The sequence below is a fragment of the Microcoleus sp. AT9b-C3 genome, assembly GCF_036705485.1.
Lineage (GTDB): Bacteria > Cyanobacteriota > Cyanobacteriia > Cyanobacteriales > Microcoleaceae > Microcoleus.
This window is the reverse complement of sequence record NZ_JAUBUR010000006.1, coordinates 47,851-69,449: the sequence shown is the minus strand read 5'-3', so window position 1 is coordinate 69,449 and position 21,599 is coordinate 47,851. Positions and strand designations below refer to the sequence as shown.

The window sequence follows — 21,599 nt, the reverse complement described above, 5'->3', positions numbered from 1 at the left end:
ATTTTTAACGCGGATTTGGTATAATTCCCAATCTCTGCATTCATTTAAACTTTAGTATCTGCGGGAACTGCCCTCTGTACCAGCATCCAACCTAACAGCGCTAAACTAACTCCAAGAGCGAGAAATCCTAAATCCCACGCTAACTCGTTAATACCGGGTTTGACGTGGTGGATTCCCAAAATTTGATGGTCAACAATGCCTTCAACAAAGTCAAACAATCCAGCACCAATTAATATGGAACCCCAAAAAGTTTGAGTTGACAAAGGAACATCTTTGCGCTTCACAGCACTCCACAAACAGAAGATTCCCGCCACTGTTACTAACCAATCCGCAGCGTGAAACAATCCATCTCCGAGGGTATTTAATTCTAAACCGGCAACGGTACTATCGGTTTTAACGCTGCTAAACATATGATGCCACTGCAGGAGTTGGTGCAGCACAATGCCGTCAAAAAATCCGGCTTGACCGATACCGAGGAGAATTCCTGCGATAATTAGAGGTCGGCGGTTGTTAACTGCGGTGGCTGGTGAGTTTGTGCGATCGTCCAATGGAAAACCTCCGATGCTTTAAATGCTGAGCCTGGGTCTGTGAAGGGATTTGCCAGTACATTTTGTAGTTTTGCTGGGGAGGAGGGGCGATCGCATCATCCGCGAGAGAGATTTCTGGAATTGATGGGGGCTACAATTAAATCGGTTGAGGATTTGAGATAATTTTCGTGAATTAATTCGGATGATTTATTACGCCTCTAGGGGCGGGTTCACCCTAATTTATCAGACACAACAAAAAATATTGTAAACCCGCCCCACTACAATTAAATCGGTTGAGGATTTGAGATAATTTTCGTGAATTAATTCGGATGATTTATTACCCCTGTAGGGGCGGGTTCACCCTAATTTATCAGACACAACAAAAAATATTGTAAACCCGCCGCCACCCACCGGATTCTCCGTGAATTTCCCCATCGAGTTTAGATTAAATCCGCCAATGAATTCGAGTAATTCATTGGGCGGGGGCGGGTTTATTTAGATTGTTATTGAGCGACAGAGATGTTGGTGAACCCGCCCCTACAGAACCTTTGTCTATGCAAATACTGCTTCTACGGCTTTCGGCAATTCTATCGGCACGAAATATGCGACTGGATACAAATAATCTTCGCCTGATTCATCAATAACTCGGATAAATTGATGTTCCGCAGCGCGAGTATCGGGTATGATTCGATAAATTTTTCGCACTTCCAAGGATGCTTGATAGTCTTGATTGTTAATGCAAACTACAAAGCGGGTTTCTAAGTTAAACTTCATATTCGGATAAAGTAGTCAGTTCATAAACGGTTGCGTCTGTCATCAAAATCGACCCTTCTGCCGTCAATTCCCATCTGTCGCGCCACGAATCTGTTTCGATATATCGTTTAACCAAGCCATCAGCAGCCAGTTTTTTTAAGACAACCATCATATCGGGCGATCGCGGTACATCTCGATAAGAAAGTTGCTTTGCGAGTTGGTACCAATTGCACTTTCCTTGACCTCTCGCTACCAATGCAAGGAGCACTAATTCAAGCTGAGTTAATTGAGTTAAGTTTGGCATTGTAGAGAAACTGTTACGAAACTGGGTTTTGTGCTTCCAGGTTTGCAAATCACTCAAAGCAGAATTTTTCTCCTATAACTTACCCTACGCGAAAAGATTGCCCCATCGCTTGAAATTCTTGAGTCTCTTCTCGCTGCAATTGCTGTCTAATTTTGGCAAATTTCCTAACTGTTTCCACAGAGTACAACCGTTCTCCACAGCTTAGGCAAACTTCAGCGGATACTTTTAAGATAGCAGTATGCTTGCCGCCCCGTAAAAGTTTATCGACTTCTTTGATAACTATTTCACCGCCGCAAATTGGGCATTTTTCTACAGATAGCATTGTTGATTTCTCCTTTGTATCCAATTAATCCATCGATTCGCATCTGGACGATAAACTGTGATTAGGATGGCTAGTTTATTGCTAGGGACATAATACCAAACACTGTGAATCGGATCGCCTCTAAAGCTTTCACCATAGATTAAGTATCGGGGATAGGGTTTTTCTTTGGGATAATTTTCGATTATTTCACTATAAAGGACGGAAAAGTAGATTTAATCAAATGAGAGATTATCATCCTCTACTTCTTCATCAGCATGGTCTGTAATTCGCATCCTATTTTCTAATATTGCTTCTCTGATATCGTTGAGATTCATTCGTTGAAAGATGAGTTGGCCTTGGGGAGAGTGGGAGGCGGAAGACCCAGAAATTTTAGCGGTGGCAGAAAAATTTATCTTCGCTAATTGTTACAACCCACAAGTTGCTGGTAGCATTTTAGCCCAGTCCGGTCAGTGCCAGGTATCGGAAACGTATAACTGGCGTGGTTTCGTGGTTTTTGCCTTTTTAATAAATCTTTATGAAAACCTGAAACGCTTAGATGTTAGAGTCTACAAGTCTCGACTCGCTACAAGTCTCGACGGGATCGCCCTCTCATCTTCCCCTCCACCCCACGCCTCAAAAATCCAAGGGTATTCTTCTACGTGGCGCGGGCTGCGGGCTAGGAATCGTTGGTGAAACACCCCCTCTTTGTCCCCAATTACCAAGGGTAGCTTGTGGAAGCATAGCCAACCATTTTTGAACCGACTGAGGGCGCTTTGTCTCATTCATTTCCATCCCTTTCATAATTGCCCGATGCACCGCATCGCTAATATGAGGATTAATTTGAAATGGTGGCTTCAAAGGATGATTTAAAGCCCTCATAAATGCAGCAGTTGGTGGTGTTCTCGTTACCATATAGTATAGCGTTGCCGCCAGAGCATAAACATCTGTGTACTCAGCAAATCTGCCCATTTCCCCGTACTGTTCGGGAGGCGCAAAACCATGTGTTAATCCAAAAGTCATTTGCTGAGTGCGATCTGGAATAAAACCCCGCGCCAAACCAAAATCAATCAAAACAGCATCTTGATTGTCGCGTACCATAATGTTTTGTGGCTTGATATCCCGATGTAGTAAACCTTTTTCGTGAACTACTATTACGGCTTCTCCCACTTTGCGGATGTAGTTCAAAGCTTCGGTTTCTGACATAAAACCGCGCTTTTCCACCCATTTCCACAAATCTTCTCCTGCCACATATTCCATCGCAATACAAGGCAAATTACCATGAGTGAAGTAGTTGTCTATTTGCACAATATTGGGATGCCTGCACAAAGATAGCAGTAGCGCCTCATCCCGGAATTTGTCCCGAAACCAGGCAAAATTTGGATCTCTCAATAAGTCGTCTTTCAGCGTTTTGATGACAACCCGCTGCCTGTTTTGGGCCTTCTGTGCTAGGTACGTGACCCCAAAGCCGCCCTCACCTAACTTGCCTTCAATAATATACCGATCGCCATTTAACCCCTGCCCCCGCGTCCAAACCATTCCCCTCACCGCCAACCAATATTAATTTTTATCTCGGCCTAGCCTGTATTTTAACTGTATTTTTTAGGTTGGGTTTAGTTCCACGGGTCCAACTTCAGTTCGCCTTCCCGGTGATGGTTGGCTTTTAGTTCGATCGCCCTTTTCCGACATAATTCGATCGACAAATTCGCAGCAATCTCATTAAGAATCCTAAATCGCAAAACCTCTTTGTCCAAACAGAGCATTTCTATGGCAACCTGAAAAATAGGAAACAGAATTTTATAGAGCTTGGTAACAGAACACTAGCAATCACTTATGCAAACTCTACCAAATCCAACTAAAAGCGCATCTAGCCAACCCATCTTCGACACCACCATCAAACGCCGCAAAACCCGACCCGTCAAAGTCGGTAGCGTCACGATCGGCGGCGGCAACCCCGTCGTCGTACAATCGATGATTAACGAAGACACCCTCGACATCGACGGTTCAGTCGCCGGAATTCGGCGCTTGCACGAGATTGGCTGCGAAATCGTCCGCGTCACCGTGCCCAGCATGGCCCACGCCAAAGCCTTAGCCGAAATCAAGCAAAAACTGCACGCCACCTACCAACCAGTCCCCCTCGTCGCCGATGTCCACCACAACGGCATGAAAATTGCCCTGGAAGTCGCCAAACACGTAGACAAAGTGAGAATCAATCCCGGACTTTACGTGTTCGAGAAGCCGAAAGCCGACAGAAGCGAATACACCGACAGCGAATTCGCCGAAATTGGCGAAAAAATCCGCGAAACCCTGGAACCTCTGGTGGTTTCCCTGCGCGACCAAGGCAAAGCTTTGCGAATCGGCGTTAATCACGGTTCCCTCGCCGAAAGGATGCTTTTTACCTACGGCGACACGCCCGAAGGCATGGTGGAATCGGCCCTGGAATTCATCAAAATTTGCGAATCCCTCGACTTCCGAAATATCGTAATTTCCCTGAAAGCCTCCCGCGCGCCGGTGATGGTGGCTGCTTACCGCTTGATGGTGCACCGGATGGACGAACTCGGCATGGATTACCCGCTGCATTTGGGCGTCACGGAAGCAGGAGACGGCGAATACGGCCGCATCAAATCCACCGCAGGCCTCGCACCTTTGTTAGCTGACGGTATCGGCGACACCATCCGCGTCTCGCTGACAGAGGCCCCAGAAAAGGAGATTCCCGTCTGCTACAGCATTCTGCAAGCCTTGGGACTGCGGAAAACGATGGTTGAGTATGTCGCTTGTCCTTCCTGCGGCCGCACTTTGTTTAATTTAGAGGAAGTGTTACACCAAGTGAGAGAGGCGACGAAGCATCTCACCGGTTTGGACATAGCAGTAATGGGCTGTATTGTCAATGGGCCTGGAGAAATGGCTGATGCTGACTACGGCTACGTCGGGAAGCAGCCGGGTTATATTTCGCTGTACCGGGGCCGGGAAGAAATTAAGAAAGTGCCGGAAGACCGAGGTGTACAAGAATTGATTGATTTGATTAAATCGGACGATCGCTGGGTCGATCCTTAATTGCTTTCGTTAGCGCAGCCCTCGGAGAGGATCGCCCCTAATGCGTGTTTTAAACCCGGAGAGCCCCCCTAACCCCCCTTAGTAAGGGGGGGACAAGAGCGATCTAAGTCTTTGTTAAGGGGGGGACAGGTGAGGTTAAAGTCCCCCTTCTTAAGGGGGATTTAGGGGGATCTAGGCTTCGATACAAACGAGAAAGACAGAGGGTTTCACTCTGAAGTTGATACCGCAGAACTCGGCAAAGTGGAATAATATCTGTAGGCCAAACGCGAGCCGGCCTTGCCTGTGTTAGATTGAGCGTAATTATTCTGAACTCTTTTCCTCCCGCGCGTCAGACAAATGGTTATAACAAAACGAGGGCTTGTTCTAAGTGCAGCAGCGGTGGTACTCACTGCTGTAACTCTTGCGAACGCTGGTTGCAGTTCTAAATCTCTGGCTTCTTTTCGGGGAAGCCCTAAAGAGTTGGTTGATGAAGTTTGGCAAATTATTGACAAAAGTTATGTTGATGGCACTTTTAACCAGGTTGACTGGAAAGCGGTGCGGAATGATTATTTGAACCGCACTTATACCAGCGACGAGGAAGCTTACAAAGCAATTCGGGAAATGCTGAAGAAGCTGGACGATCCTTATACGCGGTTTATGGACCCTCAAGAGTTCAAAAATATGCAGGTTGACACTTCTGGGGAACTGACAGGAGTTGGGATTCAGTTGACTCAAGATGAGGAAACCAAAAAGTTGGTGGTGATTTCGCCGATCGAAGATACCCCTGCTTTTAGTGCTGGTATTCTGGCAAAAGATATCATTATTAAGATTGACGGCAAGAGCACAGAAGGCATGGATACGAATCAAGCGGTAAATTTGATTCGCGGCCAGGTGGATACTGAGGTGACGCTGACTATTTTGCGGGACAACAAGGAATTAGACTTTAAGCTGAAACGCGCTAAAATTGAAATTCATCCTGTGCGGAAGTCGGTGCAGAAAACTCCGATCGGAGAAGTTGGCTATATTCGCTTAAATCAGTTCAGTGCGAATGCTGCATCGGAAATGCGATCGGCAATTAAGGATTTGGAACAGAAAAAGGTGACGGGCTATATTTTAGACTTGCGTTCCAATCCCGGCGGGTTGCTGTACGGAAGTATTGAAATTGCTCGGATGTGGCTCAAAGAAGGTACGATCGTCTCGACGGTCGATCGAGTCGGTGAGGCCGATAAACAAACGGCAAATAAGGGAGAGCTCACAGACAAACCGTTAGTTGTACTGGTAGACGGCGGTTCAGCAAGTGCTAGCGAGATTCTATCCGGTGCTTTGCAAGACAACAAACGCGCGGTTTTAGTGGGAACAAAGACATTTGGTAAAGGTTTAGTTCAGTCAGTACGCGGCGTGGGAAATGGTGCCGGTTTGGCGGTGACAATTGCCAAGTATTTTACTCCCAACGGCACTGATATCAACCACGCCGGGATTGAACCGGATTTCAAGGTAGAACTCAGCGAGGCTCAAAAACAGGAATTGAGGCGCGATCGCGATAAAATAGCTACGACGGCCGATCCGCAGTACGCGAAAGCTATGGAAGTTTTGACACAGCAAGTTACTGGTAAAACCGGGAACAATAAGGCGGAGTCGAAACCGAATAATGCAGCGCCATCTAAGCCGACTGCGGCGCAGGCAAAACCGAGTGCGGCACCTTCTAAATCTAAGTAGTTTTTAGTCACAAAAACTCCAGTGAAAAAGGACTAAAGTCCTCACTACAAACCTGGTTCGTAGTGAGGACTTTAGTCCTTCTTCTCTTCAATCTAAAATCTAAAATCTAAAATCTAAAATTGGTTGGCTGGCATTTGCCGGCGCGAATTAATCCGATGCGGCGGGCAATGGCATCTTCGGCAGAATCGTAAGGGCCCCACTTTTCAATAATAGTGGGATTTTGTTCTTCAAGTTGCGCCAACGGCAAAATCTCGCAATTACCGGCAGGACGTTTGATAATATAAAATTTGGGTGTTTCTGTCATAGCTAAATTCGTCACATAAAAGCTGGATACTAACTAGGCAATTGGCTCATTATATCAAATAGGGAAACGGCAATGCCGTGTTCCAAGTGTGTCTTAGCATTAAACTCGCAGTCCGACAGTAGTTGAAACCCCTCCCGGACTGCCGATTTAACCGCCTGCAACTAATAAGAATTAAAAAAAACTAACACTTTCGGAAGATGCCACAATATTTATCTATGATAAAAATATAGACATTTGTCTAAACAGTGCATTAAATCCTTTCAGAACTACGCAAATATTCTAATCTATACCAACCAAAACCATGCAATTTTTGCCCAAAACAATTCCAGAAATTCAACCAGAAATCCTACCAGTTAAAGAATCACCGCCTGAACTTGTTACTTTCGATGTCGGCGGGATGAAATGTGCCGGCTGCGCGAAAGCTGTGGAACGCCAACTCATGCAATATTCAGGCGTAATTTCAGCTTGCGTTAACTTGGCCGTAGAAGTCGCGACGGTTGAGTGTCAACCGGGGGCTGTCGATGCAGAGGCTTTAGCGAAAAAGTTGACTGATAACGGATTTCCCTCTCAGTCTCGTTTAGGTGAAAATCAGCGGGAAGCAGAAGCGGCAACAATTGAACGGCGACAGCAAGAAATTCGACAGCAAATCAAGCAATTGACGATCGCCCTTATCCTAATTATTTTATCCGGTTTAGGTCACGTACTCGGCACAAAAGCCCCAATTCTCAGCAATATTTGGTTTCACTGGGGACTCGCCACCCTAGCTTTGCTGCTACCGGGCCGCCCGATTATCGTTGACGGGTGCCGCAGTTTGTGGCGAAATGCACCCAACATGAATACTTTGGTAGCTTTAGGCGCTGTCACAGCTTACACGGCTAGCAACGCGGCGCTGCTGTTTCCACGCATGGGATGGGAGTGCTTTTTTGACGAACCGGTGATGCTGCTGGGCTTTATTTTGTTGGGCAAAACTCTCGAACAGCAAGCCAGACGCCGCGCTGCATCAGCTTTGCAAGCTTTAATCGCATTGCAACCGGCGAAAGCCCGCTTAGTTGATTTTAAACTTTCGAGTTTAGATTTGCGATCGCAAGAATTGCCTTTAAACTCGATATCAGAGGTCTACGATCCACAATACATTGAAATTCCAGCCGATCGCGTCCGAGTCGGAGAATGGCTGCAAGTTTTACCAGGGGAAAAAATTCCGGTAGACGGCGAAATTTGCGAAGGCAAAACAACCATAGATGAGTCGATGCTGACTGGTGAATCGCTGCCGGTTTTGAAGCAGCCAGGAGATACAGTTGCCGCCGGAACTATCAATAAATCCGGGGCAGTTGTGATGCGGGCTACTCGCACCGGTAAGGAAACAACTGTAGCTCAAATGGTGGCTTTGGTGCAGGCAGCCCAAACTCGCAAAGCGCCGATTCAAAATTTAGCTGATACTGTCGCGGGATATTTTGTCTATGGGGTAATGGCGATATCTGTTTTAACTTTCTTATTTTGGTATTTTGCCGGGACTCATATTTGGCCTTCTGTGCTTTTAGGACAGGGGGTAATGGATATGGGACACGGGGCAATGAATATGGGAAATGAATTGCCTATTATCCATTATCAATCGCCTTTGCTCTTAAGTTTGAAATTGGCGATCGCCGTTTTAGTGATTGCTTGTCCTTGCGCTTTGGGACTGGCTACCCCAACAGCAATTTTAGTCGGTTCTGGCATCGGGGCGGAGCGCGGGCTTTTAATTCGCGGTGGTGATGTTTTAGAACGGGTGCATCAATTAGATACGGTGATTTTTGACAAGACTGGCACTCTGACAACCGGAAATCTCACACTCACCGATTATTTGCCGATTTTCCAGAATTCGGAGTGGGATTTGAACTCAGATATTAATGTTGGCAACAGGCAAGATGCCTGTTCCACAATTGACTCAAAACTGCTGCAAATTGCGGCGGCGGTGGAAAGGGGCGCTTGTCATCCCATCGCTGCAGCGATTTTGCAGGAAGCTCAACAACAAGGTTTGCCGCTGCTAGCTGCTGAGGATTTCTGCACGGAACCGGGCTTCGGCGTTTCTGCTTTGGTGGAGGGCCGCCGGGTGTTCGCGGGGAATGCTGAGTGGATGAAGGAGCAGGGGGTCGCTGTGGCGACGGAATTGTCGGGGTCTTTGCAAGGCAAAACGGCGGTTTACGTGGCTTCTGGGGGCGTTTTGCTGGGGGTAATCGGGCTAAAAGATACTCTGAGGCCCGATGCTAAGGCAGCGGTGGAACGTTTGCGGGGCATGGGATTGCGGGTGATGATGCTGACGGGGGATACGGCGTCTGCGGCGGCGGCGACGGCGCAGCAGCTAGGTTTGGGGGCGGCTCATGTTTTGGCCGAAGTGCGGCCGGAGGGCAAGGCGAGGGCGATCGCGACTTTGCAAGCCCAAGGCTGTAAAGTGGCTGTGGTGGGGGATGGTATCAATGACGCGCCGGCTTTGGCTCAAGCTGATGTCGGTATCGGTTTGCACTGCGGCACTGATGTCGCAGTTGAGACTGCTCAAATTGTGCTGATGCGAAATGCTTTGATGGATGTTGTTGAGTCGATCGAGCTGGGGCGCGCTACTTTTAATAAGATTCGCCAAAATTTATTTTGGGCTTTTGGTTACAATACTCTGGGAATTCCGGTTGCAGCGGGTATCTTGCTGCCTGCAACCGGAATTCTACTCAGTCCTGCGGCGGCCGGAGCATTTATGGCGTTTAGTTCTGTTAGCGTTGTTACAAATTCTTTGTTTTTGCGCCGGGGATTTCGAGCTTAAATTGAGGGCTTGTAGATTCAAAGTCGGAGGTCAATCGATTTTAGATTTTAGATTTTAGATTAAAGAATTGAAGAATTGACCCCACTGATAAATTCGGGGGCTTGTATCCTGGATGCTTTCGGTCATTAGTCATTAGCTAGAAACTAATGACTAATGACCTCCTCCCAAGAGGGATACAAACCCCCCACACCAGGAGTCGATAGCCAAGAAGTTTCCACGTTAGTTAGAACCCCCTGATTCATCTGTAGAGTCAATCTAAAATCTAAAATCTAAAATCTAAAATCGACTGACTGATGGCTACAGTGCCATACTTTCCAAAAGTCGCCAGTTATTGTTGTTCATAATTGAACGACTCACTAGCTCGAACATTTGACGGCAGTGGTTGTTGGTTTGCAGGGGCAGTTCTTCGTTTTTAATCACGAAGTTCATGCGAACCTCTGAGTCGCTGGCCGTGTTTTTCTCAATTAGGACTTCTGCGGTGACAAGTTTGGCAATCGAAACTTGACCTGGGAGCTCGCGAGCCATGACGGAATCTCCTGCATTGTAGATAATATCAAGATTGCATGACTCTAAAATTTCAATCAGGGATTGACGGAGACGGTCGATCGGAACGGCAACGATAAAAAAACCAGTATAGCGAGCCATAGACAACTCCAGCCGTGAGGCATTTAGACTTTATTATCATACCGAACCTAGAACAGATGCACAGAACAATATAGATTTATTTTATTGAGATGGGAAGTTAGGGCAATGAAGGGCAAACTTATCGTGTTTGAGGGGGTTGAAGGTGCGGGTAAAACTACGCAAATGCAGCGCTTGATACAGTTCCTGCAAGCAAGTTGCTGTCTGAGAGTCCACTTGGTGGCTACTCGCGAACCGGGGGGTACTGAGCTGGGAAGGGGACTGCGACATTTGTTGCTGAAACAAGATGGGGGCGAATCTGTATCCGATCGAGCAGAATTACTTATGTATGCTGCCGATCGCGCTCAACACGTCGAAACTTTTCTCAAACCCGAGTTATCGAAGGGAACGATTGTTTTATGCGATCGCTTTACTGACTCTACGATTGCTTATCAGGGCTACGGCCGCGGTCTTAACTTAAATTTAATTAAGCAGTTGAATGACATTGCCACCGGCGGCTTGGAAAGCGATCTGACTTTGTGGCTGGATATTAATGTGGAAGCGGGTTTGGCGAGGGTAAGGGCCCGGGGAGGGTGCGATCGGATCGAGCAAGCTGATTTGAAGTTTCACCGCCTTGTACAGCAAGGTTTTGCGGACTTAGCCCAGGACAATAAATCTCGGATTGTCCGCATAAATGCCGATCGCCCTGAATATGAAGTCGCCCAGGAAATTCAAGCTATTGTAACTCGCCGGTTAGAAGCTTGGGGATATTTAAATAATACCAATTCTGAAAAATAGCGCTACATAATCTGTAGGGAAACGGCAATGCCCTGTCCGGATCGGGCAACTTACAATTTAACATTTTTAACTCAAAACAATTATTTTGAAGTCCGTTAAACCACAATAACCTTTTGGTATTATAGCAGCGGCACCCGACGGTTAGAATGTTCTGAATTGCTGAAATCCGAGATTTTCTTCCTTCTTCCTTCTTCCTTCTTCCTTCTTCCTTCTTCCTTCTTCCTTCTTCCTTCTTCCTTCTTCCGCAAACATGAATTATTTCACATCATTAATCGGACAAGAGCGACCAGTAGAATTGCTAACACAAGCAGTCGAGCGAAACCGAATTGCTCCTGGTTATTTATTTGTCGGCTCTAACGGCATCGGCAAAAGTTTAGCTGCTCAGTGTTTCATCGAGCTTTTATTCTCAGCCAATCTTTCCGAAACCAGACTCATAGCCTCGGTACAAAATCGCGTGCGGCAGCGCAATCATCCAGACTTACTTTGGGTAGAACCAACTTACATGAACCAAGGTAAACGGCTTACACCAAAGGAAGCAGAGGAAGCGGGTTTAAAGCGGAAAGCACCGCCACAAATTCGTTTAGAACAAGTTCGAGAAATCGGTGATTTTCTCAGCCGACCGCCACTAGAAGCGGGGCGTTCTGTGGTAGTTTTGGAACAAGCAGAAACAATGGGTGAGGGAGCCGCTAACGGCTTGTTGAAGACATTAGAAGAACCTGGAAAAGCAGCGCTAATTTTAATTGCTCCGACAGTGGAACTTTTGTTGCCAACTTTGATTTCCCGTTGCCAAAAAATCCAGTTTTCTCGGATGAATCCCGAAGCAATGGCACAAGTTTTGCAGCAAACCGGATTCGCAGAGATTTTAGATCATCCCGAGGTAATGGGGATGGCTCAGGGAAGTCCTGGGGAGGCAATTTCTATCTGGCAGCAACTGCAATCAATACCCGAAGATTTGCTGCAAAAGGTGAAGCAGTTGCCTCAAAATCTGCGGTCTGCTTTGGAATTGGCCAAGGAAATTGATAAAACTTTAGATACTGAATCTCAGTTGTGGTTAATCGATTATTTACAACACTGTTACTGGCAGCAATTTTTGGCAGGGAGAATTAGTCGATCGCCCTTAGAGCCCTTGGAAAAAGCACGACAATATTTGCTAAACTACGTACAACCGCGATTAGTTTGGGAATGCACACTAATGGGAATATGTCAAGCATAATTTAGTGCCAAGTTTTATCTCAATACGATGAGTAACACGATGGAAAAAGCCACATTTGCCGCCGGTTGTTTTTGGGGAGTTGAACACAAGTTTCGCGCCGTTGCGGGTGTCGTCTCGACTGCTGCGGGCTACACAGGAGGTCACTGGCCGAACCCGTGCTACCTCGATGTTTGCGCTAGAGTCACCGGTCACGCTGAAGCCGTGCTCGTAGAGTACGATCGATCGCAGGTGAGTTACGAAGCACTGCTAGAGGTATTCTGGAACTGTCACGATCCCACCCAAATCAATCGCCAAGGCCCCGATAGAGGCGAACAGTACAGGTCGGTGATTTTTTATCATAATTCCGAACAAGAAAAAGCCGCTCGCCTCTCCAAACAAAAATTGCAAACTTCCGGTAAATACGACAAAGACATTGCCACCGAAATCAAACCTGCTGCTGAATTTTATATGGCAGAGGATTACCACCAACAATATATTGAGAAGAAGCGACATTCGTCAAAAGTTATTAGTTAACAAGTCAGATGACAGAAGGAAAAGGGAAGAATATCTAGTTTGGCAGTCTTGCGTGTTTATTTGCTAAGCTAGAGGTGGCGCTTTGTCATCAATAAACCTTAGATTTATGCACAGGTTATTAACTGGAAAACTTCGAGTAGAGTATTTAACAATACCCATCGCCAATCTTCCAGCAAATCTATCGGGTACTAAAATTGTACAGCTTACTGACTTTCACTATGACGGGGTGCGACTATCGGAAGGGTTGCTAGAAGAGGCGATTGCTGCGGCCAATGAAGCCGAACCCGACTTGATTTTTTTAACCGGTGACTTTATTACCTACGATCCCGCACCTATTTACGGCTTAGTGCAGCGATTGAAAAACTTGCAAAGTCGAGTGGGAATTTACGCGGTTTTGGGCAATCACGACCACTATTGGCCGGGGGCAAAAACAGAGGTTGCTAATGCTTTAAATAGCGTGGGGATTAGGGTTTTGTACAACGAAGCAATCTATCCTTTGGGGCCAGAATTGGCTTTAGTTGGGCTGGCAGATTTTTGGTCGGGCGATTTCGCGCCTAAACCTGTAATGGCATCAATAAATCCCGCCATTTCTCGGATTGTCTTGTCTCACAATCCTGATACTGCTGAAAAGCTGCAAAATTGGCGAATTGATTTACAGTTGTCTGGGCACACTCACGGCGGTCAAATCGTTATTCCTGGTATCGGCCCTTTGTACGCTTGGGTCAGAAAAATTGGCTATTTGATTCCTAAACGAATCCGAAAGTTCATTCCTTTGCTGTCGGGTTGCGATAGAGTAGTTACTCACTGGGAATGGGCTAGCGGTTTGCATCAGGTGGGGAGTAATTTGCTGTACGTGAATCGGGGTTTGGGAACTTATTCGCCGGGAAGGCTATTTTGTCCCCCGGAGGTGACAGTAATTACTTTGGTTTGTCAACATCGGTAAGGGCGGGTTGAGGGTGCACACTTTCCCGATAATAGACAGGAAGAGGGAAGTTCGGCAACGGATTCGCTCCACGGATGTAACGGATGTCAGAAAGAAGGAAGTTCGGCAACGGATTCGCTCCACGGATGTAACGGATGCAACGGATGTCAGTCCGATGTCCGTCGGAAGAAGGAAGAAGGAAGAGGAAAGAAGGAAGAGGGAAGAGGGATTTTTGTACAATTGCTATTATTTTTAATTGGCTTCTCCAAAGCGATAGCCTCTGCCGTAGACTGTGTGGATTAGCACAGATTCGCCCGGTGCTTCTATTTTGCGGCGCAGCAGGCGGATTTGAGCGGCTAATACATTGCTGCTGGGTTTTTCGGCTTCACTCCACAAATATTGGTGGATTTGTTCGTGTGTTAGCAATTGACCGGGATGGCGCATTAAGTATTCTAATAACTGACATTCTTTTTCTGATAAGTCAATTGTACGATCGCCCCGATAAGCTAATTGATTGTCGTAGTCTAGCTGTAAATCTGCCACTTGCAGCCGCCCGACAGCCACCTCGGCATCAAAAGTAGGAGGCCGCCGCAGTAATGCGCGGACTCTGGCTAGGAGTTCTCGCAGTTCAAAAGGTTTGACTAAATAGTCGTCTGCACCGGCGTCGAGTCCTTGTACGCGATCGTCTACGGTATCTTTGGCGGTGAGAAATAGCACTGGCGTATTCCGTCCTTGCGATCGCAAATTCTGGCAAATTGCTAGTCCGGTTTGTCTCGGCAGCATCCAATCCAAAATTAGTAAATCGTAATTGCCCTGTATTGCTAAATTGCTGCCACTTGCTCCGTCAAATGCCACATCAACTGTATAACCTTCGCGCGTTAAGACTCGACTCAAAGGGTCAGTTAACTCAACTTCATCATCAACTAAAAGAATCCGCATCCTGATTTCATATTTGAGACTTAAAATTTGAGATTTTAAGTTAAGTAAACTGATTTTTCCTAGATTTTAATGTGTGGAATACTTTCCGATTCGCTGCAAGCTGCTGCTACCCATTCCTGGATGGCAGGTAGTGCCCAAATTGCATCCGCATAAGCTTTTGCTACTGAATCTAATTTGACTCCGTAGGTGACAAAACGCATCACAACAGGGGCAAACATAGCGTCAACAACTGTGAATTTTCCGAACAGCATATTGCCACCTGTTCCGAATTTTTGCCTGCATTCGCGCCAAATGGCAAAGATGCGATCGATCTCTGCTTCTACACCGGGGGTCATCCCTTCTCCCGGATAGCGGTTGCGGCAGTCCATCGGCATATTGTCGCGCAAATTTTGGAACCCCGCGTGCATTTCGGCAGCAATGGAACGGGCGATCGCGCGTTCCGCTACATCTGTCGGCCACAAATCATTTGCAAAGCGATCGGCAACATATTCGCAAATTGCTAAAGATTCCCACACTTTTAAGTCGCCGTCGATTAAAACTGGCACTTTTCCCGATGGAGAATAGCGCCGAATTTCTTCATGCGTTGTCGGCCAGTCTAAGGGGATTCTCACCTCGGCAAATTCCAGTCCAGCTTGTTTCATCGCCAGCCAAGCGCGCAGCGACCAAGAAGAATAATTTTTGTTGCCAATAACAAGTGTCAATTCGGTCATAGTTTAGCTGTCAGCTATTGGCGATCGCCCATTAAAGTTTAAGTTTTAGAGTTGAATACACAAAGGCGTGACACACAATGGCGATCGTCGGGTTCTGTGCACCAGCCTCTGCAAGCATTTTACATTAACAGCCTCCCAGCGTTCCGCGTTTTTCTGCAAACTTCGATCGGGGGGCGCGATCGAACACGCTTGATTGCACCTGAGATGAGAAGCCTCTGTCCCTGGGAACCCTAGCCTGGTTAGCGCTAGGTACAGCTACTGTATAGTCCATTTCCTCCCTCTCTACACCACCGCCTGAGAGGATTTCATCTACTGTAATCTTTTTCACGGAATCCGGGTCTACACTGTGAAAATTTTCGGGAAAATTTTCGTCAAATTCTTGAGCGTTTTCCATACCGACCGCCGTTTAAAAAATTGACTCAATAAAAAATTACTAAATATAATATATCCTCAAACAAAGGATCAAGCAATACCCGAAATTTATTTTTCGCTATGAACTCTATGTGTTATTCTGAGTTTGGTAAAAGCTGTTTCTGCTTATACCGCGATCGCCCCCTTCCCAAATTGATAAATTTACACTCTAAAAATTGACATGATTACTGTTGCACTTCCCAAAGGCGGACTGTTAGGAGATAGCATTCGGCTGTTTAAATCGGTTGGATTAGACTTCAGTGCTTTTCTCGATTCCTCTAACCGACAACTTCAAATTTATGACCCTACAGGCACTGCAAAAGCTTTGCTAGTAAGGACGCATGACGTGCCGGTTTATGTGGAATACGGTCAAGCAGATTTGGGGATTGCTGGCTATGATGTTTTGCGGGAAAAAAAGCCGAAAGTTGCCAATTTAATTGATTTAAAATTTGGCAAGTGTCGGCTGTCGGTGGCTGTCAAGGAATCTAGTTCTTATCGACGAACTGTAGATTTGCCTCCTCACGGTAGAGTGGCTTCTAAGTTCGTACACTGTGCAAGAGAATATTTTCACAATTTGAATTTGCCGGTGGAAATTGTGCCGCTTTACGGTTCTGTGGAGTTAGGGCCGATTACGGGTATGTCGGAGGCAATTGTGGATTTGGTTTCGACTGGCAAAACTTTGCGAGAAAATGGTTTGGTGGAAATTGATGTTTTGTTTGAAAGTTCAGCTTATTTAATCGGTCATCCTCTGAGTTACCGTTTGAATGCGGGGGGGGTGAATGAGTTGATCGGGAAGTTGAGAGAGCAAGTTTTGACTACTGTTTGAGGGTCTAAAATTAGAGTGCTTTGATTGGTTCGTAGATAAGTAGGGAAACGGCATTGCCCATTGGCGTCAACTTAAGCTGTCAGTCCGCTCAGTCCTTCCGTCCGCCGCTCAGTCCTAAGCGGGAATGAATTCCACGGGGCTTATAGCTAAAGTCCTCTCCAAAAGGACTTAAGAACTCATTAGTCCTATGCAAGAGGACTTTAGCTTTGAGGCACGGGTTTCAACAAGAGCCAGACTATTAGTTGTACGTTAAGTTGACACTAAACAGCAATGTCGTGTCCTACTCCCTGCGCCGGACACGGCATTGCCGTGCCCCTACAGATGCTAGCCTACTTTTCAGAATTGGTATAGGTTCGTACCCAGGACTTGAGTCCTTATTTGCGCTAAAAAAGAGGACTGAAGTCCTCACTAAGAACGGGATTTTTTTAGCTTAGCTGGTATTTGCGGTAAGAAAGAGGACTGAAATTATCTGTACGAACTGGTTCTATTTAGTTGATTTCTGAGCGGTTACTTACAGGTATAAAACCTAGTTTTTCCTGGCAGCGATTTATATAAAAACGGACGACTGTATCAGCAGGGTTTTGTTCGATTAGTTGCTGAAAATATCCCAAGGCTGCGACAAATCTTTCGGATTGCCATCCTTGAATTCCTTTGTCAAATAAACCCTGGGTAAGCTGCTTTGCCTCCGAGTCGGGACAGGAGGCTGCCCAGATTTCGTAGATTTCAATAGCTTGCTGCTTGCCGCGCGGGGTTACTCGATCGATCCAGCGATAGTAATAATTGTTGCTGGGCAAATGGCTGTCAGCAGCAGTCGCCTCAGAAGTAGAAATAATACTCTCCTGTGTTTCCACTTCTAAGTCGCACTTTAATAATAGACTTTCTTTTGAGTGGGAGTGGGAACTGATGCCATTTAGAAATTCTCTCGCATGAACGATCGCATTTTCGCTAACAATAATTTGGCAACCGTATATTTTAGTTAAATTTTCTAACCGAGAAGCTGTATTTACCACATCGCCGATGACTGTTGAGTCCATGCGGCGATCGGAACCTAAAGTCCCAATCATGCCGATACCTGTGTTAATTCCCGTACCAATATTGACGGGAGATTCTAAATTGTATTTGTGGCGGCTGGCATTAAATTCTTGCAAAGTTTCTTGCATTGCTACTGCGGCTTCGATCGCATCCATAGCGTGAGAATTCGGCTTGTCAAATACTGCCATGATTGCATCGCCTAGGTATTTATCAATAAACCCGCCATGAGACGTTATGCAATCGTTCATTTGAGTAAAAAAAGCGTTCAACCATTCAAAAGTCTCGCGAGCTGGTTGAGATTCGGCGATCGTAGTAAACCCGCGAATGTCGCAAAATAAAACAGTCAGCTCTTCTTCTGTGACATTTCCCAACTGAATAGATTCTATTCCTTTCGGCGCAATTCGTCCGAGAAGTTGCTCTGGCACAAATAGCTGAAATTTTTCTGAAAGATATTCGTTGGCTTCCCAAGCTGCGGCGATTTGGCGTTTGCTTTGCTCTTTGACTTGCTGGTGGAGTTGGGAAGATACAGCTTGCGATCGCATTTGACTCAAATGCAAAATATTTTCCACTTTCGCCAGCAACAAACGACTGTTAAAAGGCTTTGTTAAATAATCATCTGCCATCATTTCTAACCCTTTGATCCGAGACATATCGTCAGCGAGGGCAGTTAAAAAAATCACCGGTACAGTTTGCAATGCCGTATCCTTCCGCAGGATATCGCACACATCAAAACCGTTCATCTCCGGCATCATAATATCTAATAAAATTAAATCGGGTCGAGAGGCGCGGGCGAGGGAGAGTGCTTCATGGCCAGATAGCGCTGATACTGTAGCGTATCCTTTCAGGTGTAATAACTCTTCCAGTAAAGTCAGATTAGCTGGCTCGTCATCAACCAACATGATGCAGGGCGACTTGTTTGACATGGAATATGATCTAATATATGGAATTTAGCTCGGGAGTTGCGCGTGGGAAAGCTCGAAAACTGGTTGATGCGTATATTTCTCGTTACTAAACTCGATATTTTTCGTAGGAACCGGCTTTCGGAGGCAAGTGCGGGCAAGTCATATACATATTTATCTACTCTTGAGTTTAACCTTTGTTGTTATCAATTATCATAAATGGCAGTGCTGGAACTGCAAATAATTATTGTTAGCCCAGAAAAGAACGGACAGTAGCGATCGTCAAATTTAAATCCAGTGGCTTGCTCAAATAAGCAGAAGCGCCAGCTTCCAAACATCGCTCGCTGTCACCGGGCATAGCCATCGCCGTCACCGCAATCATCGGTACCGAGTCCCAGACAGGATCTGCTTTAACTCGGCGCATCAACTCAAAGCCGTCAACATCCGGCAACTGAATGTCCATCAAAATCAAATCCGGCAGCAAGTCCGGGGCAGCAGAGGCGGCGAGAATACGATCGGCCATCGCCTTCCCATCCGCGAGTATCTCTACCCCGTACCCCTCCAATTCCATCACCTCAGAAATTAACATTTGGTTAAAAGGCTGGTCTTCGACAACCAAAATCCGCTTCCTGGCAATGGGTAAAGCAATCGCAGAACCAGGCACTAACTTTGTATCCAAAGCACAAGAAGCAAAGTTTCCCAACTGTTGACGCATCTCCGTCAAAGGCAGCCAAACGCGGAAAATACTTCCCCGATCGCAAACAGATTGAAAAGAAACAGTTCCCCCGTGCAATTCTGCCAGACGCTTAGTCAAAGCCAAACCCAAACCTGTACCTTCGTGCCGCCTAGTCAGGGAAGAATCGACCTGTTGAAAAGGTCGAAATAGCAAGTGCCAGCGGTCTTGAGGAATACCGATGCCGGAGTCTTGCACCTCAAAACAAAAATAAGGAGTGCTGGCATTTACAGGAGAACAATCCGGCCGATAGTCGCCGTCTATTTCACTGCCGTAGACCAGACGCCCGCTGAGTTTAACTTGTCCCTGTTCGGGGGTAAATTTGATGGCATTGGAAAGTAAATTAATCACAATTTGTCGCACTCGCCGTTCGTCGAGCCAAACTTTAGTAATACGGTAGTCGAGTTCTAAAGACAAACCGATTCGCTTTTTGTCGGCCCGTGGCTGCATCATTTTCAGACAGTCGCTCGCGAGTTCTTGAACGCGAACAGGCTGTAAATTTAGTTCTACTTTCCCGGCTTCTATTTTAGAAAGATCGAGAATATCGTTGATTAGCTGCAACAAGTGCTGGCCGCTTTTTTCGATCAGTTCTACATAGTTGATTTGTCGATCGCTCAACTGTCCGGCTGTTTGCCGCAGCAGCAAGTCAGAAAAGCCGAGAATGCTGTTGAGAGGCGTCCGCAATTCGTGGGACATTGAGGCTAAAAACTCGGATTTCAACTGAGAAGAATACTCTAATTGTTCGTTAACTTGGCGCAGGTTTTCTTGTGTCTGAGCCCGCTCGATCGCGGCCCCCAAAGTCCGGCAAGCAGCCTCCAGCACTTCTTGGTGGACGGCGGCTTGCAGTTTTTTGATGTTGCGAGACTCCAGCGTCAGGACTCCGATGATCGCGCCGTCGGTAGCTGCGATCGGAAAAATGCCCAGTTGTCCAATTCCCGGATGCCGAAATTCCGGCACGGCATTGGGATGTTGGGCATAATCCTCGACAAACACAGGTTTACCAGTTTTCACTACTTCCCACAGCAAACCGATGCCGTAGGGAATGCCTTGGTCGAGCAATTCTTGCATTCCTGCGACTACGGGTTCCCCGTAAGTAGCCAAAAATTGACTAGAAACTTGGTTGCAAATCCCCGACGCTTGGCGATAGTTTCCCTTGCCGCTAATCACCTTGACATCTCCGAAAGCAGCATTCATTGCCTCTACTAGATAGGTGAGGGCAAACTGACCTATTTCTTGCAAACTGTCAGACTTTTGCAGGCGTTCGGTTAAACCTAAAAGAAAGCTCAGCCGCCTGACTTCTGCGTTCAAACTAGCTTGGGAGTTTTGATATACCGTAACGTCTCGAAAGGTTAACAGCCGTCCGCCACTGTTGGTAATCGTGGCGCCAACTTCCAAACAAACCGCATTGGATTGCTCGAAATAAAATGATAAACTTTCCTGCTTAGATGTTTCGAGTGCTTGCTGAAACTCTTGCCACTGCTGAACAGACAAGTAACCCCGATCGACAATTTCCGCAAACAGCAAGTGACACTTCGGCTTTGTTTCCAGCCATTCGGGGGACAGTTCCCACATTCCGGCCAATTTTTTGTTAAACAAAACTAAGCAGTCAGACGAGTCGAACAGAGCGATCGCATTGTCTACTTGGTTGAGAATCAGTTCTTGGTCTGCCCTCAACTGGTGCAAGTCTCTCTCCATTTTCTCTGTGTGTGTAGCTCTTAGTTTCGTTGTCATAACTTTCTAGGGATATGGCAAGAGTTATTTTATAACCCCTTACTTAATGTGACATAATTTTAGGTTTTTGGGCAGTGAGGGGGATCGATAAGCCTTGTGATCTAAGACACTTGCTGGTTTCTGAGGGCGATCGGAACCTGCTTTGAACTGCATCGCTACAGTGGTTAATCATGAGGCAATAAGGAGGGAAATCCTTATAACAGAAGCCGATTTTTTTAATAATAGTGCTGTCGAAGTTGATGGCATCTGACTTGAAACTATTGTGTCCACCCCTGTGCTAAATTGACTCATAATAAAAACTAATTCCGGCGATAATAAATCAGCATATAGCAATCCTAAATAATTTGTGAATTTCTTACGGACTCCCCGCAGGTTCGGGTAGGGTTGGGGTGAGGTAAAAAAAATACGACTACTGCAAGGATTGCTATATGTAAAATGCAATCATGACATTACCCTTAATTTTGATTAGCAATAACTTGGTTATTGGGATTAAGTGCTCAAGCAAGTGTTGGATTCAAAGACATAGGC

At 46.3% G+C, this 21,599-nt stretch carries 22 protein-coding genes; 9 read left to right on the top strand and 13 right to left on the bottom strand.

The window, feature by feature from the left end; translation table 11 throughout:
- Positions 1 to 44 precede the first annotated feature (44 nt).
- The 6 genes from QUB77_RS07750 to QUB77_RS07730 all read right to left on the bottom strand — a co-directional run bounded on the left by QUB77_RS07750 (position 45) and on the right by QUB77_RS07730 (position 3,421).
- A complete protein-coding gene (locus tag QUB77_RS07750) occupies positions 45 to 548 on the bottom strand; it encodes a DUF2243 domain-containing protein (protein ID WP_333170993.1) in 504 nt (167 codons plus the stop codon).
- A gap of 531 nt (positions 549 to 1,079) precedes the next feature.
- A complete protein-coding gene (locus tag QUB77_RS07745; RefSeq protein ID WP_333170990.1) occupies positions 1,080 to 1,301 on the bottom strand; it encodes a hypothetical protein in 222 nt (73 codons plus the stop codon).
- Entirely contained in the window at positions 1,291 to 1,584 is a 294-nt protein-coding gene (locus tag QUB77_RS07740; protein ID WP_333170988.1) for a hypothetical protein, read from the bottom strand. Before QUB77_RS07740 ends, QUB77_RS07745 begins: the two co-directional genes overlap by 11 nt.
- A gap of 79 nt (positions 1,585 to 1,663) precedes the next feature.
- Positions 1,664 to 1,906, bottom strand: coding sequence for a YgiT-type zinc finger protein (locus QUB77_RS07735; RefSeq protein WP_333107999.1), 243 nt, complete (start codon positions 1,904 to 1,906; stop codon positions 1,664 to 1,666).
- Positions 1,894 to 2,118, bottom strand: coding sequence for a DUF4258 domain-containing protein (locus QUB77_RS31700; protein WP_445251705.1), 225 nt, complete (start codon positions 2,116 to 2,118; stop codon positions 1,894 to 1,896). The genes QUB77_RS07735 and QUB77_RS31700 overlap by 13 nt, the downstream gene beginning before the upstream one ends.
- A gap of 400 nt (positions 2,119 to 2,518) precedes the next feature.
- Entirely contained in the window at positions 2,519 to 3,421 is a 903-nt protein-coding gene (locus QUB77_RS07730) for a serine/threonine-protein kinase (RefSeq protein ID WP_333170986.1), read from the bottom strand.
- A 294-nt stretch (positions 3,422 to 3,715) separates the two neighbouring features.
- Between QUB77_RS07730 and ispG the strand changes: the two genes are divergently transcribed.
- Both ispG and ctpC read left to right on the top strand, forming a co-directional pair.
- Complete coding sequence (gene ispG, locus QUB77_RS07725; protein ID WP_333170983.1) at positions 3,716 to 4,936, top strand: (E)-4-hydroxy-3-methylbut-2-enyl-diphosphate synthase; 1,221 nt, start codon at positions 3,716 to 3,718, stop codon at positions 4,934 to 4,936.
- A 336-nt stretch (positions 4,937 to 5,272) separates the two neighbouring features.
- Positions 5,273 to 6,631 (top strand): carboxyl-terminal processing protease CtpC, encoded by a 1,359-nt coding sequence (ctpC, locus tag QUB77_RS07720; RefSeq protein ID WP_333170980.1) that lies wholly within the window; start codon positions 5,273 to 5,275, stop codon positions 6,629 to 6,631.
- Between the two features lie 106 nt (positions 6,632 to 6,737).
- Here the strand turns inward: ctpC and QUB77_RS07715 are convergent, their stop codons facing one another.
- A complete protein-coding gene (locus tag QUB77_RS07715; RefSeq protein ID WP_333170977.1) occupies positions 6,738 to 6,935 on the bottom strand; it encodes a DDE transposase family protein in 198 nt (65 codons plus the stop codon).
- 301 nt (positions 6,936 to 7,236) lie between these two features.
- Between QUB77_RS07715 and QUB77_RS07710 the strand changes: the two genes are divergently transcribed.
- Positions 7,237 to 9,723 (top strand): heavy metal translocating P-type ATPase, encoded by a 2,487-nt coding sequence (locus tag QUB77_RS07710; protein WP_333170974.1) that lies wholly within the window; start codon positions 7,237 to 7,239, stop codon positions 9,721 to 9,723.
- Between the two features lie 297 nt (positions 9,724 to 10,020).
- On the opposite strand, the gene QUB77_RS07705 is transcribed toward QUB77_RS07710, so the two are convergent.
- The gene (locus QUB77_RS07705; RefSeq protein ID WP_333170972.1) at positions 10,021 to 10,368 is read right to left on the bottom strand and encodes a hypothetical protein; all 348 of its coding nucleotides are present in this window, start codon (positions 10,366 to 10,368) and stop codon (positions 10,021 to 10,023) included.
- 105 nt (positions 10,369 to 10,473) lie between these two features.
- On the opposite strand from QUB77_RS07705, the gene tmk reads away from it, so the two are divergent.
- From tmk to QUB77_RS07680, 5 genes are all read left to right on the top strand, one after another.
- Positions 10,474 to 11,142: a dTMP kinase gene (gene tmk, locus QUB77_RS07700; protein ID WP_333170970.1), complete on the top strand. Its 669-nt coding sequence runs from the start codon at positions 10,474 to 10,476 to the stop codon at positions 11,140 to 11,142.
- A 250-nt stretch (positions 11,143 to 11,392) separates the two neighbouring features.
- Positions 11,393 to 12,355, top strand: coding sequence for a DNA polymerase III subunit delta' (locus QUB77_RS07695; RefSeq protein WP_333170968.1), 963 nt, complete (start codon positions 11,393 to 11,395; stop codon positions 12,353 to 12,355).
- A gap of 39 nt (positions 12,356 to 12,394) precedes the next feature.
- On the top strand, positions 12,395 to 12,868 hold the full coding sequence (gene msrA / locus QUB77_RS07690; RefSeq protein WP_333170966.1) for a peptide-methionine (S)-S-oxide reductase MsrA: 474 nt from the start codon (positions 12,395 to 12,397) through the stop codon (positions 12,866 to 12,868).
- A 106-nt stretch (positions 12,869 to 12,974) separates the two neighbouring features.
- Complete coding sequence (locus QUB77_RS07685; RefSeq protein WP_333170963.1) at positions 12,975 to 13,811, top strand: metallophosphoesterase; 837 nt, start codon at positions 12,975 to 12,977, stop codon at positions 13,809 to 13,811.
- Positions 13,812 to 13,824: 13 nt separating this feature from the next.
- The gene (locus QUB77_RS07680) at positions 13,825 to 14,046 is read left to right on the top strand and encodes a hypothetical protein (protein WP_333170960.1); all 222 of its coding nucleotides are present in this window, start codon (positions 13,825 to 13,827) and stop codon (positions 14,044 to 14,046) included.
- Here QUB77_RS07680 and rppA read toward each other — a convergent pair.
- From rppA to QUB77_RS07665, 3 genes are all read right to left on the bottom strand, one after another.
- Entirely contained in the window at positions 14,043 to 14,729 is a 687-nt protein-coding gene (gene rppA / locus QUB77_RS07675) for a two-component system response regulator RppA (protein ID WP_333170957.1), read from the bottom strand. The two genes, QUB77_RS07680 and rppA, sit on opposite strands and share 4 nt — an antisense overlap.
- 59 nt (positions 14,730 to 14,788) lie before the next feature.
- The gene (locus QUB77_RS07670) at positions 14,789 to 15,439 is read right to left on the bottom strand and encodes a glutathione S-transferase family protein (RefSeq protein ID WP_333170954.1); all 651 of its coding nucleotides are present in this window, start codon (positions 15,437 to 15,439) and stop codon (positions 14,789 to 14,791) included.
- Positions 15,440 to 15,563: 124 nt separating this feature from the next.
- Positions 15,564 to 15,833 carry a hypothetical protein gene (locus tag QUB77_RS07665; protein WP_333170951.1) on the bottom strand — a complete coding sequence of 90 codons (270 nt, stop codon included), beginning with the start codon at positions 15,831 to 15,833 and terminating at the stop codon, positions 15,564 to 15,566.
- A 198-nt stretch (positions 15,834 to 16,031) separates the two neighbouring features.
- Between QUB77_RS07665 and hisG the strand changes: the two genes are divergently transcribed.
- Entirely contained in the window at positions 16,032 to 16,676 is a 645-nt protein-coding gene (gene hisG, locus QUB77_RS07660) for an ATP phosphoribosyltransferase (protein WP_333076539.1), read from the top strand.
- Between the two features lie 488 nt (positions 16,677 to 17,164).
- On the opposite strand, the gene QUB77_RS07655 is transcribed toward hisG, so the two are convergent.
- A complete protein-coding gene (locus tag QUB77_RS07655) occupies positions 17,165 to 18,631 on the bottom strand; it encodes a response regulator (RefSeq protein WP_333170949.1) in 1,467 nt (488 codons plus the stop codon).
- Positions 18,632 to 18,857: 226 nt separating this feature from the next.
- On the bottom strand, positions 18,858 to 21,071 hold the full coding sequence (locus tag QUB77_RS07650) for an ATP-binding protein (RefSeq protein WP_333170946.1): 2,214 nt from the start codon (positions 21,069 to 21,071) through the stop codon (positions 18,858 to 18,860).
- Positions 21,072 to 21,599: the final 528 nt, after the last annotated feature.

Excerpts from the sequence above, each read along its gene's own strand:
- QUB77_RS07745 (WP_333170990.1), bottom strand. The coding sequence starts at position 1,301 with ATGAAGTTTAACTTAGAAACCCGCTTTGTAGTTTGCATTAACAATCAA.
- QUB77_RS07740 (WP_333170988.1), bottom strand. The coding sequence starts at position 1,584 with ATGCCAAACTTAACTCAATTAACTCAGCTTGAATTAGTGCTCCTTGCA.
- QUB77_RS07735 (WP_333107999.1), bottom strand. The coding sequence starts at position 1,906 with ATGCTATCTGTAGAAAAATGCCCAATTTGCGGCGGTGAAATAGTTATC.
- QUB77_RS07730 (WP_333170986.1), bottom strand. The coding sequence starts at position 3,421 with ATGGTTTGGACGCGGGGGCAGGGGTTAAATGGCGATCGGTATATTATT.
- ispG (WP_333170983.1), top strand. The coding sequence starts at position 3,716 with ATGCAAACTCTACCAAATCCAACTAAAAGCGCATCTAGCCAACCCATC.
- ctpC (WP_333170980.1), top strand. The coding sequence starts at position 5,273 with ATGGTTATAACAAAACGAGGGCTTGTTCTAAGTGCAGCAGCGGTGGTA.
- QUB77_RS07715 (WP_333170977.1), bottom strand. The coding sequence starts at position 6,935 with ATGACAGAAACACCCAAATTTTATATTATCAAACGTCCTGCCGGTAAT.
- QUB77_RS07710 (WP_333170974.1), top strand. The coding sequence starts at position 7,237 with ATGCAATTTTTGCCCAAAACAATTCCAGAAATTCAACCAGAAATCCTA.
- QUB77_RS07705 (WP_333170972.1), bottom strand. The coding sequence starts at position 10,368 with ATGGCTCGCTATACTGGTTTTTTTATCGTTGCCGTTCCGATCGACCGT.
- tmk (WP_333170970.1), top strand. The coding sequence starts at position 10,474 with ATGAAGGGCAAACTTATCGTGTTTGAGGGGGTTGAAGGTGCGGGTAAA.
- QUB77_RS07695 (WP_333170968.1), top strand. The coding sequence starts at position 11,393 with ATGAATTATTTCACATCATTAATCGGACAAGAGCGACCAGTAGAATTG.
- msrA (WP_333170966.1), top strand. The coding sequence starts at position 12,395 with ATGGAAAAAGCCACATTTGCCGCCGGTTGTTTTTGGGGAGTTGAACAC.
- QUB77_RS07685 (WP_333170963.1), top strand. The coding sequence starts at position 12,975 with ATGCACAGGTTATTAACTGGAAAACTTCGAGTAGAGTATTTAACAATA.
- rppA (WP_333170957.1), bottom strand. The coding sequence starts at position 14,729 with ATGCGGATTCTTTTAGTTGATGATGAAGTTGAGTTAACTGACCCTTTG.
- QUB77_RS07670 (WP_333170954.1), bottom strand. The coding sequence starts at position 15,439 with ATGACCGAATTGACACTTGTTATTGGCAACAAAAATTATTCTTCTTGG.
- QUB77_RS07665 (WP_333170951.1), bottom strand. The coding sequence starts at position 15,833 with ATGGAAAACGCTCAAGAATTTGACGAAAATTTTCCCGAAAATTTTCAC.
- hisG (WP_333076539.1), top strand. The coding sequence starts at position 16,032 with ATGATTACTGTTGCACTTCCCAAAGGCGGACTGTTAGGAGATAGCATT.
- QUB77_RS07655 (WP_333170949.1), bottom strand. The coding sequence starts at position 18,631 with ATGTCAAACAAGTCGCCCTGCATCATGTTGGTTGATGACGAGCCAGCT.
- QUB77_RS07650 (WP_333170946.1), bottom strand. The coding sequence starts at position 21,071 with ATGACAACGAAACTAAGAGCTACACACACAGAGAAAATGGAGAGAGAC.